The sequence below is a fragment of the uncultured Mailhella sp. genome (assembly GCF_944324995.1).
Lineage (GTDB): Bacteria > Desulfobacterota > Desulfovibrionia > Desulfovibrionales > Desulfovibrionaceae > Mailhella.
The window spans coordinates 282,213-298,595 of record NZ_CALUYL010000001.1; the positions used below are offsets into that span (position 1 = coordinate 282,213).

Annotated in this window: 17 protein-coding genes and 1 other RNA gene; 6 read left to right on the plus strand and 12 right to left on the minus strand. The window is 60.6% G+C overall.

What is annotated here, in order from left to right; translation table 11 throughout:
• Window positions 1–57: 57 nt before the first annotated feature.
• The 6 genes from lpxD to rplM all read right to left on the minus strand — a co-directional run bounded on the left by lpxD (window position 58) and on the right by rplM (window position 4,542).
• On the minus strand, window positions 58–1,164 hold the full coding sequence (gene lpxD / locus Q0K02_RS01190) for a UDP-3-O-(3-hydroxymyristoyl)glucosamine N-acyltransferase (RefSeq protein WP_294484178.1): 1,107 nt from the start codon (window positions 1,162–1,164) through the stop codon (window positions 58–60).
• 14 nt (window positions 1,165–1,178) lie between these two features.
• Complete coding sequence (locus Q0K02_RS01195; RefSeq protein ID WP_294484179.1) at window positions 1,179–1,736, minus strand: OmpH family outer membrane protein; 558 nt, start codon at window positions 1,734–1,736, stop codon at window positions 1,179–1,181.
• 106 nt (window positions 1,737–1,842) lie between these two features.
• The gene (thrB, locus tag Q0K02_RS01200; protein WP_294484181.1) at window positions 1,843–2,406 is read right to left on the minus strand and encodes a homoserine kinase; all 564 of its coding nucleotides are present in this window, start codon (window positions 2,404–2,406) and stop codon (window positions 1,843–1,845) included.
• 153 nt (window positions 2,407–2,559) lie between these two features.
• Window positions 2,560–3,435 (minus strand): DMT family transporter, encoded by an 876-nt coding sequence (locus tag Q0K02_RS01205; RefSeq protein WP_294484182.1) that lies wholly within the window; start codon window positions 3,433–3,435, stop codon window positions 2,560–2,562.
• Between the two features lie 269 nt (window positions 3,436–3,704).
• Window positions 3,705–4,097: a 30S ribosomal protein S9 gene (gene rpsI / locus Q0K02_RS01210; protein WP_294484183.1), complete on the minus strand. Its 393-nt coding sequence runs from the start codon at window positions 4,095–4,097 to the stop codon at window positions 3,705–3,707.
• 10 nt (window positions 4,098–4,107) lie between these two features.
• The gene (rplM, locus tag Q0K02_RS01215) at window positions 4,108–4,542 is read right to left on the minus strand and encodes a 50S ribosomal protein L13 (protein WP_294484185.1); all 435 of its coding nucleotides are present in this window, start codon (window positions 4,540–4,542) and stop codon (window positions 4,108–4,110) included.
• A 268-nt stretch (window positions 4,543–4,810) separates the two neighbouring features.
• Here rplM and Q0K02_RS01220 point away from each other — a divergent pair, with 268 nt between their 5' ends.
• Window positions 4,811–6,061, plus strand: a complete 1,251-nt coding sequence (locus Q0K02_RS01220) for an HD domain-containing protein (protein WP_294484187.1) — start codon at window positions 4,811–4,813, stop codon at window positions 6,059–6,061.
• Window positions 6,062–6,339: 278 nt separating this feature from the next.
• Here Q0K02_RS01220 and Q0K02_RS01225 read toward each other — a convergent pair whose 3' ends face one another.
• Both Q0K02_RS01225 and Q0K02_RS01230 read right to left on the minus strand, forming a co-directional pair.
• Entirely contained in the window at window positions 6,340–7,737 is a 1,398-nt protein-coding gene (locus Q0K02_RS01225) for a Na+/H+ antiporter NhaC family protein (protein WP_294484188.1), read from the minus strand.
• A gap of 301 nt (window positions 7,738–8,038) precedes the next feature.
• Window positions 8,039–9,163: an acetamidase/formamidase family protein gene (locus Q0K02_RS01230; RefSeq protein ID WP_294484190.1), complete on the minus strand. Its 1,125-nt coding sequence runs from the start codon at window positions 9,161–9,163 to the stop codon at window positions 8,039–8,041.
• 309 nt (window positions 9,164–9,472) lie between these two features.
• Between Q0K02_RS01230 and ssrA the strand changes: the two genes are divergently transcribed.
• Window positions 9,473–9,855: a transfer-messenger RNA gene (ssrA, locus tag Q0K02_RS01235) on the plus strand.
• Between the two features lie 117 nt (window positions 9,856–9,972).
• On the opposite strand, the gene Q0K02_RS01240 is transcribed toward ssrA, so the two are convergent.
• On the minus strand, window positions 9,973–10,509 hold the full coding sequence (locus Q0K02_RS01240) for a hypothetical protein (protein ID WP_294484193.1): 537 nt from the start codon (window positions 10,507–10,509) through the stop codon (window positions 9,973–9,975).
• 217 nt (window positions 10,510–10,726) lie between these two features.
• Window positions 10,727–11,056 carry a hypothetical protein gene (locus Q0K02_RS01245; RefSeq protein WP_294484195.1) on the minus strand — a complete coding sequence of 110 codons (330 nt, stop codon included), beginning with the start codon at window positions 11,054–11,056 and terminating at the stop codon, window positions 10,727–10,729.
• A gap of 326 nt (window positions 11,057–11,382) precedes the next feature.
• On the opposite strand from Q0K02_RS01245, the gene Q0K02_RS01250 reads away from it, so the two are divergent.
• From Q0K02_RS01250 to Q0K02_RS01265, 4 genes are all read left to right on the plus strand, one after another.
• The gene (locus tag Q0K02_RS01250; protein WP_294484196.1) at window positions 11,383–11,988 is read left to right on the plus strand and encodes a recombinase family protein; all 606 of its coding nucleotides are present in this window, start codon (window positions 11,383–11,385) and stop codon (window positions 11,986–11,988) included.
• A 214-nt stretch (window positions 11,989–12,202) separates the two neighbouring features.
• The gene (locus Q0K02_RS01255; protein WP_294484199.1) at window positions 12,203–12,634 is read left to right on the plus strand and encodes an Rrf2 family transcriptional regulator; all 432 of its coding nucleotides are present in this window, start codon (window positions 12,203–12,205) and stop codon (window positions 12,632–12,634) included.
• 41 nt (window positions 12,635–12,675) lie between these two features.
• The gene (locus Q0K02_RS01260; RefSeq protein ID WP_294484201.1) at window positions 12,676–13,620 is read left to right on the plus strand and encodes a DUF4037 domain-containing protein; all 945 of its coding nucleotides are present in this window, start codon (window positions 12,676–12,678) and stop codon (window positions 13,618–13,620) included.
• Window positions 13,620–14,411 carry a tetratricopeptide repeat protein gene (locus Q0K02_RS01265; protein ID WP_294484202.1) on the plus strand — a complete coding sequence of 264 codons (792 nt, stop codon included), beginning with the start codon at window positions 13,620–13,622 and terminating at the stop codon, window positions 14,409–14,411. Before Q0K02_RS01260 ends, Q0K02_RS01265 begins: the two co-directional genes overlap by 1 nt.
• Window positions 14,412–14,623: 212 nt before the next feature.
• On the opposite strand, the gene tmk is transcribed toward Q0K02_RS01265, so the two are convergent.
• The gene (gene tmk / locus Q0K02_RS01270; RefSeq protein WP_294484203.1) at window positions 14,624–15,247 is read right to left on the minus strand and encodes a dTMP kinase; all 624 of its coding nucleotides are present in this window, start codon (window positions 15,245–15,247) and stop codon (window positions 14,624–14,626) included.
• Window positions 15,232–16,278 (minus strand): HD domain-containing protein, encoded by a 1,047-nt coding sequence (locus Q0K02_RS01275; RefSeq protein WP_294484205.1) that lies wholly within the window; start codon window positions 16,276–16,278, stop codon window positions 15,232–15,234. Before Q0K02_RS01275 ends, tmk begins: the two co-directional genes overlap by 16 nt.
• Window positions 16,279–16,383 lie beyond the last annotated feature (105 nt).

The following is a 16,383-nucleotide window of genomic DNA, read 5'->3' on the forward strand; positions in this document are numbered from 1 at the left end:
CGAAGAGGCGCGGAAACGACAACCGGCGGCGGGGGCAGCCCCGCCGCCGGGGCCGGATCAACGATGATGCATCATGGACATCCAGCGATTCCACATGGCCACCAGAGAGCGGTCCGTCTTGTCGCTGGCCATGGGTTTGTGGCCCATTTCCTTTTCGAGCCTGGCCACGCGCTTGAACAGCTCGGGGAGCTTGGGCATGAGCGTGGCGTTGCGCAGGTAGGTATTATAGTCCATGGTGGGGGAGCCGCCGACGACCTGCCCTTCGGAAATGTTCTTGGCAACGCCGGCCTGCGGCCCGATGGTTGAATTGCTGCCGATGTGCAGATGTCCGGAAATGCCGGCCTGCCCGGCCATGGTCACGTTGTCGCCCACGTGCGTGGAGCCCGAAATGCCCACCTGCGAAACGATGAGGCAATCCTTGCCGATATGCACGTTGTGGCCCACCATGACCAGATTGTCGATGCAGGTGCCGTTGTCGATGAGCGTGGCGCTGAGCGCGGCGCGGTCGATGGTGGTGTTGGCGCCCACTTCCACATGATCGCCGAGTTCCACGTGGCCTATCTGCGGCACCTTGCGGATGCCTTCAGCAGTTCGCACGAAGCCGAAGCCCTCGCCGCCTATCACGACGCCGGGCTGCAGCACGCACGCCTTGCCGAGCTTGGTTCCGGCCATAAGCACCGCACGGGGATACAGAATGCATCCCTCGCCCAGCTCGCAATCCTCTCCGATGTAGCAGCCGGGAAAGAGCACGCATCCCTTGCCTATTTTGGTGCGGGGGCCGATGTAACAGAACGGATAGACGGTGCAATCCTCGCCAAGCTCGGCCTCCGGATGAATGCAGGCCATGTGGCTCACGCCCGTGAAGCTGCCCTGCGGCTTGACGAACAGCGTCAGCGCCTGCGCAAACATGGGATAGGGATTATCCGTCACAAGAGCGCGGGCGACGTCGTTCTCATGTTCGGGCCGCACGATGACGGCCCCGGCCTTTGTGGTGGCCAGCTGTGAAACATACTTGGGGTTGGCCAGAAAGCTCAGCTCCGTGGGGCCGGCTTCTTCCAGCGTGTTGATCCCGGTAATGACGATGTCGTCGTCAGGCTCCTTGAGAGCCAGTCTCACACCGAGCTTTTCCGCAATATCGGAAAGCTTGAACGAAGGATTGGGCATTCATGGCTCCTTTGTTACTTCACGGAGCTGAGATTGAACTTGCCGCCCTTGGACTTCCAGACCTTGTTGACTTCCTCGATCAGGCCGCTCGTCACGTCGTTGGCCTGAACGTAGAACATGACCACGGAAGCGTCCACGATCATGTCGTAGCCGTTCTTCTTGGCGTAGTTTTCGCAGGCGGTGCGCATCACTTCATTCATCTGGGAATTGATGGCCTGCTGCACGCGGGAAAGGCGCTGGGTGTAGGCGGTTCCTTTGGTTTCCAGTTCCTGGGCCAGCTTCTGAATCTTCTGGGCGCGTTCGTTGCGGGCCTTTTCAGAAAGCGCGGCGGCCTGCTTGCGCAGATCTTCGGCCTGCTTGCTGAGGTCTTCATTCTGCTTTTCGAGCTGCTGACGTTCCTTGCCGAACATGGAGGTCAGCTGCTTTTCAGCTTCCTTGCCGGGATCGCTCTGAGCGGAAAGGCGCAGGGGATTGGCCACGCCTATCTTGCCGGCGGCTTCAGCCTGGAAAGGCAGCACGACGGCGGAGCAGAAAAAGGCCACAACCAGCGCAATAACAGTGCGACGAAGCATAGTCAGACTCCTTAAAAGGAAAAATTAGCATAATCAACGTGCCGAAACAAGCGGCACAGACAACGGGTAAGAGTACCCTTGAGGGCGTCACGGCGTCAAGAATGATTTAAGCGTACCAGCGCGCAATCTCTTCCAGGGCGCGGCGCGCGCTCTCTGCGGGAGAAACCCCGGCCGTGCTCACCACAAAGGAGGCGTAACGGCGATACAGGGCTTCGCGCTCAAGGAAGAGATCCTCCACGGTCTGCCCGGGAGCGATGGCCAGACCGCGATCGGGATTGCGGGCGATGCGCTCAAGAACCACGTTCATGGGCGCTTCAAGATAGATCACGGGCCCCAGGGAGGCCAGGTGTTCCATGGCGGAGGCGCGATACACCACGCTGCCCCCCGTGGCGATGACCGTGCGGCACAGCCGCAGACGTCCCACGATTTCGGCTTCGACGTTGATGAAGTCTTCCTTGCTCATGGCGTCGGCCACGGTCTGGAGAGACGCGGCGAACGCCGCTTCGATGACGTGGTCGCAGTCCACGAAGGCCCAGTCGAGCGAGCGCGCCACAAGGCGGCCCACCGTGGTTTTACCCGCGCCGGCCATGCCTATGAGCGTGATGCAGCCGTTTTCGGGAATGGAAGGCAGAGACGATGCGTTTTTCTGCTCGGACAAAGGTTCCGTCATAATGATGTTCCGGGCGAAAGCCTGTTTTTGCAGCGCAATATCGCGCTGTTTTTCACCTTGGCTATACGCCGCGCGCGCCAGGATTGCAAATGCGAATGCGCGCCGCCCGAAAAAGGCCGTGGAAAGCCGGAGGATTACGCCCGAAGCGGAAGGTCAGCTCTTCTTTTCCGTGGAGGAAATGACCACGCCGGACAGGGCGAGGGCCACGCAGAGCACCTGCGGAACGTTGAGTCTTTCGCCGAGAAGGACGTAGGCGAAAATCAGGGTGAACACGGGAATGAGATTGCCGAACAGCGACACGATGCCCGCTTCCAGATGCTTGAGCGAAAGGTTGAGCAGCAGATAGGCCAGAATGCCCACGCCGACGCCCATGTACAGCAGACCGCCGAGCGCGGGCAGCGTGACGTTCTGCGGCAGCGACGAGGTGAGCAGAAACGGCGAGAAGGCAATGGCGCCGCCGATGGCCTGAATGGCGGAAATGCTGAGGAAGGAATAGCGGCGGGCGATGAAGCGCGCGCACACCGCGTAGCCGGTGGAGGAAAGCACGGCGCCGAACATGAGCAGGTTGCCGAGCAGAGGATTGGAGGCCTTGGCGTCGCCTTCGGCAAAGTAGGAGGAGCCGGCCACGCCAAGCACGGCCAGAACAATGGCGAGCACGGTGCGCTTCGTGAGCTTTTCCTTGAGGAAGAGCCACGCCGCCACCGCCGTGCAGAGCGGGAAGCACGCCGCAATCACGCCGCCCTGCGAGGCCGTGGTGTATTTCATGGAAAACGTCTCGCACAGGAAGAACAGGCAAGGCTCGAACATGACCAGGAGCAGCAGATATTTCCAGTCGCCCTTTTCATAGGGCATGTGCCGCCACCTGGGAAAAAGCGCAAGATAGAACAGCGCGGCAAAGGCCACTCGGGCATAAACCACATGCAGAACGGTGAAGGACTCAAACGCGTACTTCATGGCGATCATGCCGCCGCCCCACAGCGCGTAGCAGACCACAAGCAGCAGCATGACCATTCTGGGCGAAAACACCATGACGAACCTCCTGATGGAACTTCTTCCACCATACGGCGTTCCCGGAATAATTCTGACGCATGTGCGGCATTTTTCGCACTTCGGGCCTGCGAGCCGTGAAAAGGGAGTCCGCGGACGCCCTGTCTTCGCGTCTGCCGGAATCTCCGCCATCCCCGCATCGAGTTTTTGCCGGGGGGAGATTTCGCCGGACGCCTTTTCCGGCGGACGCAACGCAAAAAAAAGAGCCCGCCGAAAAAACGACGGGCTCCCACATGGCGAGAATCGGAAGATTAACGCTTGGAGTACTGGTAACGGGCGCGGGCAGCAGCCAGACCGTACTTCTTACGTTCCTTCTTACGGGCATCGCGGGTCAGCAGGCCGGCATGCTTCAGGGTGCCGCGCAGGGCGGGATCGGCCTGGAGCAGAGCACGGGAAATGCCGAGGCGCACGGCTTCGGCCTGACCGGAAATGCCGCCGCCGCACACGTTGACCTTGATGTCGTACTGTTCGGCGAGCTTGGTGAGGGCAAGAGGCTGACGGACGATCATCTGCAGGGTCTTGCGGGGGAAATACTGATCCATGGGACGGCCGTTGATTTCAATCTGGCCGGAACCGGGATAAAGACGGGTACGGGCAATAGCGGTCTTGCGGCGGCCGGTGCCGTAATCAAAAGTGCTGGACATGGCTGGACTCCTACTTCTCAAAAGTCAGCGGCTTGGGGGCCTGAGCGGCGTGAGGATGTTCGGCGCCGGCGTAAATCTTCAGTTTCTTCAGCATGGCGCGGCCAAGACGGTTCTTGGGCAGCATGCCGCGAACGGCCTTGCGGAGCACTTCTTCAGGCTTGGAGGCAAGCAGCTTTTCGAGGCTGATTTCCTTGAGGCCGCCAACCCAGCCGGAGTGGCTGTAGTAGAGCTTGTCGTGCATCTTGGTGCCGGTCACGCGAATCTTTTCGCAGTTGATCACAACGATGAAATCGCCGTTGTCCATGTGAGGAGCGAATTCAGGCTTGTGCTTGCCGCGCAGACGATGAGCGATCTGAGCGGCGAGACGGCCAAGGATCTGATCTTCGGCGTCAACCAGATACCACTGACGGTCGATGTCGGCCGGGGTCGGGCTGAAAGTTTTCATGAAAATATCTCCTGTCCCGCGCAGAGCGGAACCGCATGAGTGTGCCGTTGAAGAGGCGTAGTCACAAAAAGGCTTCCCGCCAGAAAGCCGGAAGCACATTCCTCGTTACACTGTTCCTTTTTCAAGGGAAACCGGAGCCATTCCGCCCGCAACGGGGAGCCGGCGAAACGCGCCTTGGGAGCGGCTACCAGACCGCCGTTCCCTTGCCAGAACGTTTGAAACAAGGTATCTGCCATAAAATGAAAGTTTAAGCAAGTGAGGAATGGCCATGCGGAGCATCAGAAAAAGCCTTCTCCAGTTCATTTTCTCGGGAGCCAGCATGCGGCGGTGGAACGACAAGCTGCGTCCCGTGGAACTTTTCGAGCTGGACAAGCAGGCTCACAAGATGATCGTAGCCTTTCTTCTCTGGCAGCAGAACACCGCCGGCATGAGCGACGAAGAGCAGCGCCGCATCGGCATCGACATCATTGAAGGCGGCATTTTCGACTACTTATACAGGCTCATCATCACCGACATCAAGCCGCCGGTGTTCTACCGCATCAAGGCCAACAGCGAACATTACCGCGAACTCACCGCCTGGACGCTCAAAGAACTCGAGCCCCGCATCCGCCCGCTGGACGAAGACTTCTGGCAGCGCCTCACGGCCTATCACTCCCGCCCGGCGGAAGAGAGCAACGCCCTGAGCGACCGCATTCTCAGCGCGGCCCACATGTACGCCTCCCGCTGGGAATTCTGCCTCATCGAACCGCTGAACGGCTTCGACGAGGAAATCAAGGAAATAGGCCCGTCGTTCAACAAGCGTCTGCTCGCGCTCAAGGACGTGGACGGCGTCAACGAACTGCTCGCCGGTTCGGGAACCGCGCTCGCCCGCATGGCCAATCTCTGCGGGCAGCTCCGCTTTCAGATCCGCTGGGCCCAGACGCCGCGCGTGCCCGCCACCTCGGTGCTGGGGCACATGTTCATCGTGGCCGTGTATTCCTATCTGTTCAGCCTCTACCTCGACGGCTGCCCCCAGCGCCGCATCAACGACTTCTACTGCGGTCTGTTCCACGATCTCGCGGAGCTGCTCACCCGCGACATCATCACGCCGGTCAAGCGCTCCGTGGCCCAGCTGCCGGAAATCATCCATCAGTACGAAGACGAGGAACTGCACAGCAAGATTCTCGATCCGCTGGAACAGGAAGGCTACGGTCACATCCGGGAACGCCTCGACTACTATCTCGGCCTCACCACCAAGTCGGAATTCAACGACACCTTCCGCACCGATCAGGGCATTCAGAAGGCGGACGGCTTCGCCGATCTCCAGGCCCGCTGCAACGACGACCGCTTCGATCCCAAGGACGGCCAGCTCATCAAGGCCTGCGACAATCTGGCCGCCTTCATCGAGGCCTACAGCTCCATCCACAACGGCCTCGGCTCTCCGCATCTCTACGAGGCCATGGCCCGCATGCGCCGCGACATCAGCGCCATACGCCTCGGCTCCTTCAGTCTGGCTCCGCTGCTCGCCGACTTCGACTAGCCTCCGGCCTTTTGCCGCCTCTTCTCTCCGCCTTCGCCTGCCCGAAGGCGGCCTTCCGGCAATCGCCCTCCCGCCGGAGCCGCGCTGCGCCGCGTCACAGGCGTGTTCCGCGTCTTGCCCCACGATTCAGGACAAAAAAACACCCCGAAAGAGACTTCCGGGGTGCCAGGGGACTCCGTGCAGGAGGTTACGGAGTGATGTTTTCCACCGGCGGCAACGCGCCGGAGGGTTGATTCCGGAGGCGGAGTCCGAAGACTCCGCCCCTGAGTGGTCGAAGATTACGCGGCCTCGCTCTGTTCGCCCATGTCGTACTTGCGGTTCCAGCCGGTGACGGCGGAGACGATCAGCACGAGGAGCAGAGCCCAGGAATACGGGTTGTAAAGCGCGGCGCTGATGCCGGGCGCAGGAATGCCGTAGCCTTCGGCCGCGCTGTAGAGCGCGCCGTACCAGGCCGCCACGGCAATGTGCCAGGGCAACGTGAAGAAGATGCTGCACACGGCACAGTCCATGAGGTTGGCGCGACGGGCCGCCGCGAGCTTGAACTTTTCGCCGATGGGACGCACCAGCGTGGGGCCGACGAGCAGTTCGGCCGGGGCGTTGGCGGAAATCGGAATGGACGCCAGCACCGTGACGCCGACGATGAACAGTTCCGCCTGACGCACGGAGGAAACCAGCGTGCTGTGGGCGAAGTCGAGGATGCGGCGCATGATGCCGCTTTCCACGAGGATCTGCGTGACCGCCAGAATCAGAATGGCGAAAATGATGGCGCCGACCACGCTGTCCACGCCGTCCTGAATGAGGCCGGTGGACGCGCCGCTCTTGGCCGGAACGCTGAATATCGCGCCGAGAGGAATGTTGCCGATGAGCACGCCGATGACGGCCGCGGTCACGTTGCCGTAAATGAGCGATTCAATGATGTGGCGTCCCGCCAGGGCGGAAACGACCACCACGACCAGCGCCAGCAGCATGAATATGCCGGAAGGGTTCAGATTGGCGTGAATTTCAGGCAGGGAGCTCACCTGTCCGCCGCCGCCGAAGATCAGGAAGATCACGGCGCTCACGGCCGCGGCGGTCATGGACAGCGGGAAGCGGCTGCGCACCACGTCCTTCATTCTCGCGCCCTGCGTGTAGGCGGAAACGATGGTGGTGTCGGAAATGGGAGCCAGGTTGTCGCCGAAGGCCGCGCCGGAAAGAATGGCCAGGCCCAGCATGGCCGGATCGGAACCGAGGAAATAGCCCGCCGGATAAAGCACGGGAGCCAGCGCAATGCAGGTGCCGGTGCTCGTGCCCGTGCCGAGCGCGAAAAGCATGGCCGCAAAGAACACCAGCAGCGTGAAGATGGAGCCCTGCGCGCCCGTGGTCATGCCCATCCAGAGCAGACCGTTGACCAGACCGCCGGCGGCCATGAGCTTGCCGAACACGCCCGCAAACAGCCACGCCGTCACAATGACGATGCCCGTCTTGTCGCCGATGCCGCGCATGGCGGCCTTGCAGTATTCCTCTTTGTTTCTGGCAAAGAACAGGCCCACGCAGAGCGCGAGCCAGGCGCAGGCCCAGAACGGCTTGGTGCCGCCGCGTTCGGCCACGGACAGCCAGACAAGACCGGCCACCAGCACCAGCAGCGGAACAAGTCCGCCGAGAAGCCCGCCATACATGTCGAGTTTCTTTTCCTCCATGACGCTACTCCTTGTTATACGTTCCCCTCCCGGGGTGAAATCCAAAATTGAAACTATAAAAATTAAATAATTTTAATATGATCTATACTTTGTCGATTGTCGACAACAATATCCCGAGAAAAAGGCAAAAGCAAGGGGAAATCCTGACTTTTGCCTGAATTATGAAGAAAAAAATGAATATATGGCAATTTCGACGCGGAACTTCTGCTCAAATGTCCTGCGACGCAGCGTATCAGGGACAGGCGTTCCGGCGATGAGCGCGACCTGCGCGTTTTCCGGAACGCCGTCTCCTCGCCGCACGCTACGCAAGATAGCTCACTGCGCCGTCCTCATTCCAGAATTTGCCGAGCTTGCCCGCGCCGATCAGCGACTTGGGAATGGCTCCGTAAATGCCCTTCACGCCGTTGACCACCTGGGCCACCTTGAAGTCCACGCCCATGCTGCACAGCACCAGCGCCTCGTTGAAGCTCATGCCGTTTTTCTCCGCAATGAAGTGCGACGCTTCCATGATGGCCTGACGGGAAGCCAGAAGCAGCTCTTCGTTGAGGCCCATGACCAGATAATGCGTGGGCGTTTCGCCCATGGGCATGCCGAGATTCCAGTTCTTGTGCAGAATGAACTGCACTCTGCCGGTCATGGAGGTTTCTATGGCGGTAATGCTCACCTCGCCGTCGCCCTGCGCGGCATGAGCGTCGCCCGTGTAGTACAGCGCGCCGTCCACCTGCACGGGAAGATATACGGACGTGCCCTTGGTGAAGGCCTTGATGTCCATGTTGCCGCCGAACACGGAAGGCGGCGCGGTGGGAGCCAGCGCAGACGGAGAAACGCCCATGATGCCGAAGAAGGGATTGAGCGGAATATTGAGGTTCTTGTACTTGCCCACCTTTTTGGCCTTGTCGTACTCGATGCGGAAGGAGGTGGTTTCCTTCACCTCATACGGAACGCCGCCGGCTCCGGGACGGGCCATGACGTTGCCGAAATCCGTGGTCAGAAACGTATCAAGGATGCGCACTTCCAGCACGTCGCTGGGCCTGGCGCCGTTGATGCGGATGGGGCCCGTCAGAACATGTCCCGAACTGCAGGCCTTCTTCAATTTCTCCGAGGCCAGAATTTTATAGATGATGGGATCATCCGCCGACAGAGAATACTTTTTCATATAGTCGGAAAACGTTCCCGCTATGCCCAGCATGCTCACGGTCTCAATATCGACCACGGCGCCGGAATCCACGGAAAGCACCGGCTTCTTGTCGGGATCAAAGCCGCCCTTGATAAGATTCTTGGCATCGGCGGAAACAAAATAGTCGGCCTTGGGAGAAGACGCTGCGGCCGCGGCCCGGCGCACGTTCATGGTGGTATCGAACGCAGAGGCCAGAAGCATGCCCGAAGCTCCTATGCCTGCACAGCGGATGAATTCTCTTCTGTTCATGACAGTCTCCTTTTCTTGTCGACAATCATGAAGCAAGAAGCGTGCCAAACATAAGAATCGTTATTTTTCAATCAGTTATTATTTTTATGCGGTAATTGGTTGAAACACTTTTGTTGTTTGCCGCCATTGTGGGAACAATTTTAATCCGGCGCTCCCGCGGCGGTCGTTTTTCCCTGTGCCGGGCGCGAAAATCCGCCGCAGCGCCCCTTTACGAACGCAGATTTTATGCGTATTTAATACTTGTTCCGCCTGCGAAAGCGACGGAAACGTGGTCTTTCTGACCCGCGTCAGCAAAGGCACCATCCGCAAGGGGGCGCATTGGTTTCGACGGGGATGCTGGAAGCCATGGTTGCAGGTCGAGGCGCCGCTGGCCTCGTAAAAAGCGGCAACAAAGTAATTGCCAACAACGATTACGAATACGCCTACGCTGCGTAAGCAGCCGGGCACCCTGACGGCGCAAAGACCGTCACGCTGAAGCGGCCGACGTCCGATACGTCGCCGAAGCGCCAAGCTTATCGGGCTGGCGCGCGTCTGTTCCTTCCGGGGCGCGCGCGAGGAGTCACGGCGGGATAACTGACGGACGCCCGTCTGCGGGCAAATCCCGAGGCGAAAACTCTGTACGCAGACTAAACCTGTAGAGGCCTTGCGCGGACCTTTCTCGGACGGGAGTTCGACTCTCCCCGCCTCCACCAAAAAGTCGATAAAATCCAATACGATATTGGATCATAAAAAACTCCCGATGTTCAGCGTGAAAACGCCGTGCGTCGGGAGTTTTTTATATCTCGGTCACGACCGCAGCCGGCGGGCGGTTATTTCAGCGGTCTCGTGAATATGGACTTCTTGCTCTGTATGAATTCGGAAATATCCTCGTTCACGCGCTTCACCGTCATGCGCGTTTTTCCGCTGCCGCTGACGTTGACGTCGGGGCTGCTGAAAACAACGGTAAGGGTATCTCCCGACAGCGTTCCCGTCATCGTGCCTTTGGGATGGGAATCATTCCACGCACCATCCGAGACGTCGGCCACGCAGGTGGCAGAAAACGAAGTCGGCGTCCTTTCGGTCATCTTGAAGAGCAGGGCTCCCTCTCCGTCGCCGACATAATAGACCGTATGAATCCTGTCCTTATAGATGGTCAGATAGTAATCATCGCCATTGACCGTAGTCGTAAAGCCCTGCGGTTCCGCACAGCTTATGCCCGAAGACGCGGAAGATTGCGTCCCGTCCGCCGCGCCGAGTATTTTTTCCGCAGAATCCAGCATGCCGTCCAGCGCTTCGAGAGTTCCGGCAAACGCAGGCGTCGTCGCCAGCAGGCCGAGAAAGCACAACACCGTCATCCATCTCTTCATTTTCTATCCTCCCTGAATATTTTGTAAAAATATTTCTTGCAAGAACAACGGACTCCCGTTCTTCACGGCAGGCCAATCTAATGACTGCTCTCTGCCCTGTCCAGCAGCATCTCCAAAGCATAAAAGCGGCATTTCAACGCCCGGCCCTCTTCAAAAACGCACTTCTCATAATGCACGCATCGGCGACTTGCCGAAGGTTACGTACAAAAACAACATGTTATAAAAACAACTGTTTAAAAATGACGTCTCCGACAGTCTTTTCCGCCCCCGTTTTCTCCCTCACACGGTCGATTCCGAGGCATTTCTCTGCCTGCTTCCCGTGCTGCTTCCGTCCGAGACCTGCTTGCGCCCAGTCCTTCCAGCAGGCACAAGCGGCAGCAACAGGAATTATTTTTTTCTCTGACGGCGGCGCGCATGCGGCATGTTCTTTTTCCTTGCAGCGCAAGGCCGCCACGCCCTCTGCCGCCGAAAGGCCCTTCTCCTTTTCTGCCCCATCCTTGTACTTTTTAAACGACTGACAATCCCGAGAGCAAAAAAACTGTTTCATTCCCGCATGATAGCACGTTATGCTTCCCGACTGCGAAGCGGCGGCTTTTCCCGCTTCAAAACCGGCAACCTTGCCGAAACGTCAGGAGGTATTCCATGCACGGCGCAAACAAGGCCCGTCTGTCCCGACATTCCGTTCCCAGGCATCCCCGTCCCCCGTGCGTCGTTTTCCGCCCGCCGGACGCTCCGGTCGAACGACGCCGAAGGCCGTTCTCCAGAGCTTCCACGCCCGACGGGCAGCACGGCCCCGGCTCCACTGCCGGATCTGCCGCCGGCAGCACAAACGCCCGCGAAACAACGCACCTCTATCTCAGGAGTTCCGCCCCCATGGGAAAAACATACGGATACATCCGCGTATCCAGCACGGATCAGAACGAAAGCCGCCAGTACCTGGCCATGCAGAAACGGGACATCCCCAAAAAGCACATCTTCATCGACAAGGTGTCGGGCAAGGACTTTCAGCGGCCGCAGTACCTCGCCATGCTCCGACGCCTGAAGCCCGGCGATCAGATATGCATCACCAGCATCGACCGGCTGGGGCGCAACTACAAGGAAATCCAGCAGCAGTGGCACGTGCTCACCAAGGAAATGAAGGTGGACATTCTCGTGTTCGACATGCCGCTGCTCGACACCCGCAGAGACAAGGATCTGCTCGGCACCTTCATTGCCGATCTCGTGCTTCAGGTGCTGTCGTTCGTGGCGCAGAACGAGAGGGAAAACATACGCCGTCGCCAGGCGGAAGGCATTGCCGCGGCGAAAATCAGCGGCACGCGCTTCGGCCGGGAGCCGAGTCCGCTGCCTTCCGGCTTTCCGCGGGTGTTCGCCCAGTGGAAAAACGGTGAAATCAACACGTCCGAAGCGGCGAGGCGCTGCGGCATGGCCCGCTCCAGCTTCCGCTACCGGGCCAGAACGTACATGAAAAACACCTCGTAGCAGAACGGCATGGCGTGCCTTCCGGCGGCAACGCAGAACGTACGCCATGCCTCAACGCGCAGACGCCGATGAAAACGCTCTTTGGGTGCGGCGTCTGCGCGTCGAGCCGAAGAAAACGAGCTTGTACCGCACATTTTGCCGGGCGCACCCCGGCCCGACTATGGTCATGCGGACGGCTCCATGCTAAAAGAGGCAAGACTGCAGGAGTGAAGCCATGAAATTCTTTACCAAGAGCCGCTATGCCCTCCGTGTGATGATAGAACTTGCCCGGCGTCCGCACAACGACAACACGCCGCTCAAGTCCATCGCGCAGTCGCAGCACATCAGTCTCAAATATCTTGAACAGGTCATTGCGCCCCTGAGCCGGGCCGGACTGGTCAAGAGCGAACGCGGCAGTCAGGGCGGATACCGGCTGGCCATGCCGCCCGAAAACTGCACGGCGGGCGACATTCTGCGCGCCGTGGAAGGCAGTCTCGCGCCCGTGGACTGCCTCGATCCGGAAGCCGAAGCCTGCAACTTTCAGAAAAGATGCGCCTCGCTGCGCTTCTGGAGCGGCCTTGGCGACTGCATCGAGCGCTACGCCGACAGCGTCACGCTGCGCGATCTCGCCGCTCTGCCCGGCGAATGCTGTCCTCCCGGTCTCTGACACATTCCTGCCCGTTCAACCTTCTGCCTTCGAGGTTTTCCATGCCATTCAACGGACTCGCTCTTTCCCGACTTTTCTTTGAAGCCTCCCTGCCCCTGCTCAGGGAACGCATTCCCGACATCATGACGCGCTCCGCCGCCGGCCTTGTCGGCGAAGGCTCGGAATGCCTCGGCCTGGACGACGACATTTCCCGCGATCACGACTGGGGCCCCGCCTTCTGCCTGTGGGTGCCGGACGATCTGCTCCGCGCGGAACTTTCTCGCGTGGAGGAGGCCATAGCGTCGCTCCCCGCCTCATTCCAGGGCTTTCCCACGCGCATGGCCAGAGAGAGACGCATGGGCAGAACCGGACCGCTGCCGCTCAAGGGCTTCTACCGCCGCTTTCTGGGCATGGATCGCGCGCCCGAGACCTGGCGCGAATGGATGGCCGTTCCCGAATATCACCTCTGTTCCTGCACCAACGGCGACGTGTTCATGGACGAAGGCGGAGAATTTTCCGCCGTGCGCGAGGCGCTGCTCAAATACTATCCCGACGACGTGCGCCGCAAGAAAATAGCCGCCCGCTGCATGATCATGGCGCAGGCCGGTCAGTACAATCTGCCCCGCAGCCTCCAGCGCGGCAATTCCATGGCCGCCATGCTCGCCGCCGCACGCTTTGCCGAGGCTGCGCTGTCCATGGCCTTTCTGCTCAACCGCCGCTACATGCCCTTCTACAAATGGGCCGGACGCCTGGCCGAAACCCTGCCCGTGCTCGGTCAGCAGACGGCGTCCACGGTCAAGGTTCTGGCGCGCACGCCCTGGGATTCCCAAAACCTCGGAGCCGAGGCCTCGGAAGCCGTCGAAAAGCTGTGCGATCTCGTGGCTGCGGAACTTCGCCGTCAGGGGCTGTGCGACATTCAGGGCAACTGGCTGTGGCAGGCCGGGCCTCTCGTGCAGCGCGGCGTCAAGGATCCCGAACTGCGCGCCCGCAACGTCATGGAGGACTGATGGAAGACTTTCGCTCCGCACTCAATGCGGCCAGAACACTCCCGGACGCGCAGGCCGAAGAGGCGCTGCGCGATCTTCTGAAACAATACCCCCACCTCTCGCCGGCAGACGAAGGGAATCTTCGCTACACGCTGGGCGTGGCTCTTTTTCATCAGGGCAAGGCCGATGAAGCGGCACACGAAACCGAACAGGCCTGCCGCCTGCTGGAACACGCTCCCGGAGCCGCAAGAGCCCTGGCACTGACGGCGCTTGCCCGCATGAAGCTCGCCTGCCGCGACACGGCCGGAAGCGTGAGCGTCGGCAGAACCGCTCTGTCGCTTCTACGCCAGAGCCTCGGGCCGGACGATCCGCGCCTGGCGCCTTCGCTGTTCGCCCTCTCCTTCGGCGAATATGAAAGCAGGAACTTTGCCGAAGCCGAAGCCCTCTGCCTTGAAGCCAGGGCCCTCTGGGAAAAGCAGAAGGGGCCGGAAAGTCTGGAAGTGTCCACCTGCCTGAACAATCTCGGCCGCATCTGTGAGGAAACGGGGAGGCCGGACGAAGGCATTGCGCTTCACCGCGCGGCGCTCGACATACGCCGCAAGGTGCTGGGCGATCACCCGGAAACCGCCTTTTCCATGGGCAACCTCGGCACGGCGCTCGCTTCGGCGGGCAGGTGGCGCGAGGCCGCCGACATGCTGGAACAGGCCATTGCCTGCTATGCCCGCTGCGGGCACACGGACGGCAACGACATTAAGGGCTACCGCCGCAATCTGGAAGTATGCAGAAGCGCGCTGGCCCGGGAAAATGACTGAGGCTCCCTGACCGCCTGCGACGCCAAGCTCGCCGCCAGGAGCTGAACATTGCAGCGATTGCCCGAGTGACGGAACTTTTGCGCCCGGCCCGACAGGGCGGCGCTTGTCTGCCGGGCCGACAGAACACGGAAAGCCTGCGCCGGTCGCATTGCCGGCGCAGGCTTTCCGTGTTCTGAACGCGTGTGAAGGCGAGGACGCTTTCCGGCGGCGGATCAGTCGAGATTCAGCGCCGCGACGGCGGCCTTCAGAAGTTCTTCCGGGCTACGGCGCGCATCGAGCACGCAGAAGCGTTCGGGCCAGCGGGCGGCGCGGGCGAGAAAGCCCTGCCGGATGCGCTGATGAAACGCCAGCTCCTCCGCTTCAAAACGGCCTTCGCTGGTGCTGAGTCCCTCGCGGCCGTTGCGGGCCCGCGCCCGTTTCAAGCCTTCTTCCACGGGCAGATCGAGCAGCAGCGTGCGCTCCGGCCAGAGGCCGCCCGTGGCGTGATCGTTGAGTTCCTGGAGCCTGTCCGCGTCCATGCCCCGGCCGTAGCCCTGATAGGCGATGGTGGAGTCGGCATAGCGGTCGCACAGCACCCATTCGCCGCGCTCCAGCGCCGGACGGATGATCTCGGCCACGTGCTGCGCGCGGTCGGCAAGAAAGAGAAAGAGTTCGGCCCGGCTGTCCAGCGAACTCGACACGTCGAGCAGCAGCGGACGCAGTCTGGCGCCGAGTCCGCATCCGCCGGGCTCGCGCGTGCGCACGAACGGCAGACCGCGCTTTTCCAGCTCCTGCACGAGCAGATTCATGAGCGTGCTCTTTCCCGCGCCCTCTATGCCCTCTAAAGTAACGAACACTGTCTTTCCTCCTGACGGGATTCCTTCTTGTCCTGCCGCGACGCCTTTGTTTCCGCAGAGGATGCCGGCGTGCGCACGGGACGGCAGACGCTGCGCCCGAGAAGCGACTGATAAGGACTCCACGCCATGCCTTCCCCCTCGCCGGGGGCCGGAAGAATGCCGCGGCACTGCGCGAGCTTGGCGTCGATGTTGTCGGCGTAGTGCAGCACGAAGGCCTCGGGCGTGGACGGCTCGCGCGCCGCGCCGAACTCGGGCTCGCCGTGATGGCTTGCAATAAGATGCTTGAAGTGCATGACAAGTTCCGGCTCAAGCCCCGATTTGCGCAGATACGGCTCAAGCATGACGATGCCCTGCACGATGTGCCCGAGCAGACGCCCCTCGTCGGTGTATTCGGTCACCAGCACGCCGCTCATTTCATCGATCTTGCCTATGTCGTGCAGAAGCGCCGCGGCAAGCAGCGTCTGCCGGTCGAGCTCCGGATAGTGATCGGCCATGAGCATGCACAGCTCGGCCACGGAGAGCATGTGCTCAAGAAGACCGCCCATGTAGGCATGATGCACGGACTTGGCCGCCGGAGCCTTCATGAGCAGCGGACGAATGCGCTTGTCGGAAAGCACGGAGCGCATGAACTTCTTCCAGGGCTTGTGCGTGAGCACGACGTCGCAGAGGCGTTCCACGTCCGCCATCATGTCCGCCGCGGGCCTGCTGCTGGAAACAAGATAATCCTCCATGGGCAGCGCGGCGCACTCCTCTTCACTGAGAACGCGCAGCGCCTCCACCGTGAGCTGAAGCTGTTCCCGGTACAGGGAAACATGACCTTCCACACTCACCATCTGCCCCGCCGTCAGCGAGGGCAGGGAAAGGCTGAGCGGACTCCATATCTTGGCTTCCAGCGCGCCGCTGGCGTCCTTGAGTTCAAGCCTCCAGTACGGCCCGTTGCGGGACTGCTGAAGAGATGCCAGCGACACGAGATACGCGGACGCTATCTCGTCGCCGGCCGACATGGCGCTTATCTTCTGATGCTCGGTCATGTTCGCCTCGGAAAAATTTGACTTTTGGTTCCCGTTCTATACAAAAAACATGGGAAGAGGCGAAAGCGCCCCTCCCATGACATGTTCCTTTCTTTCCAGTATATG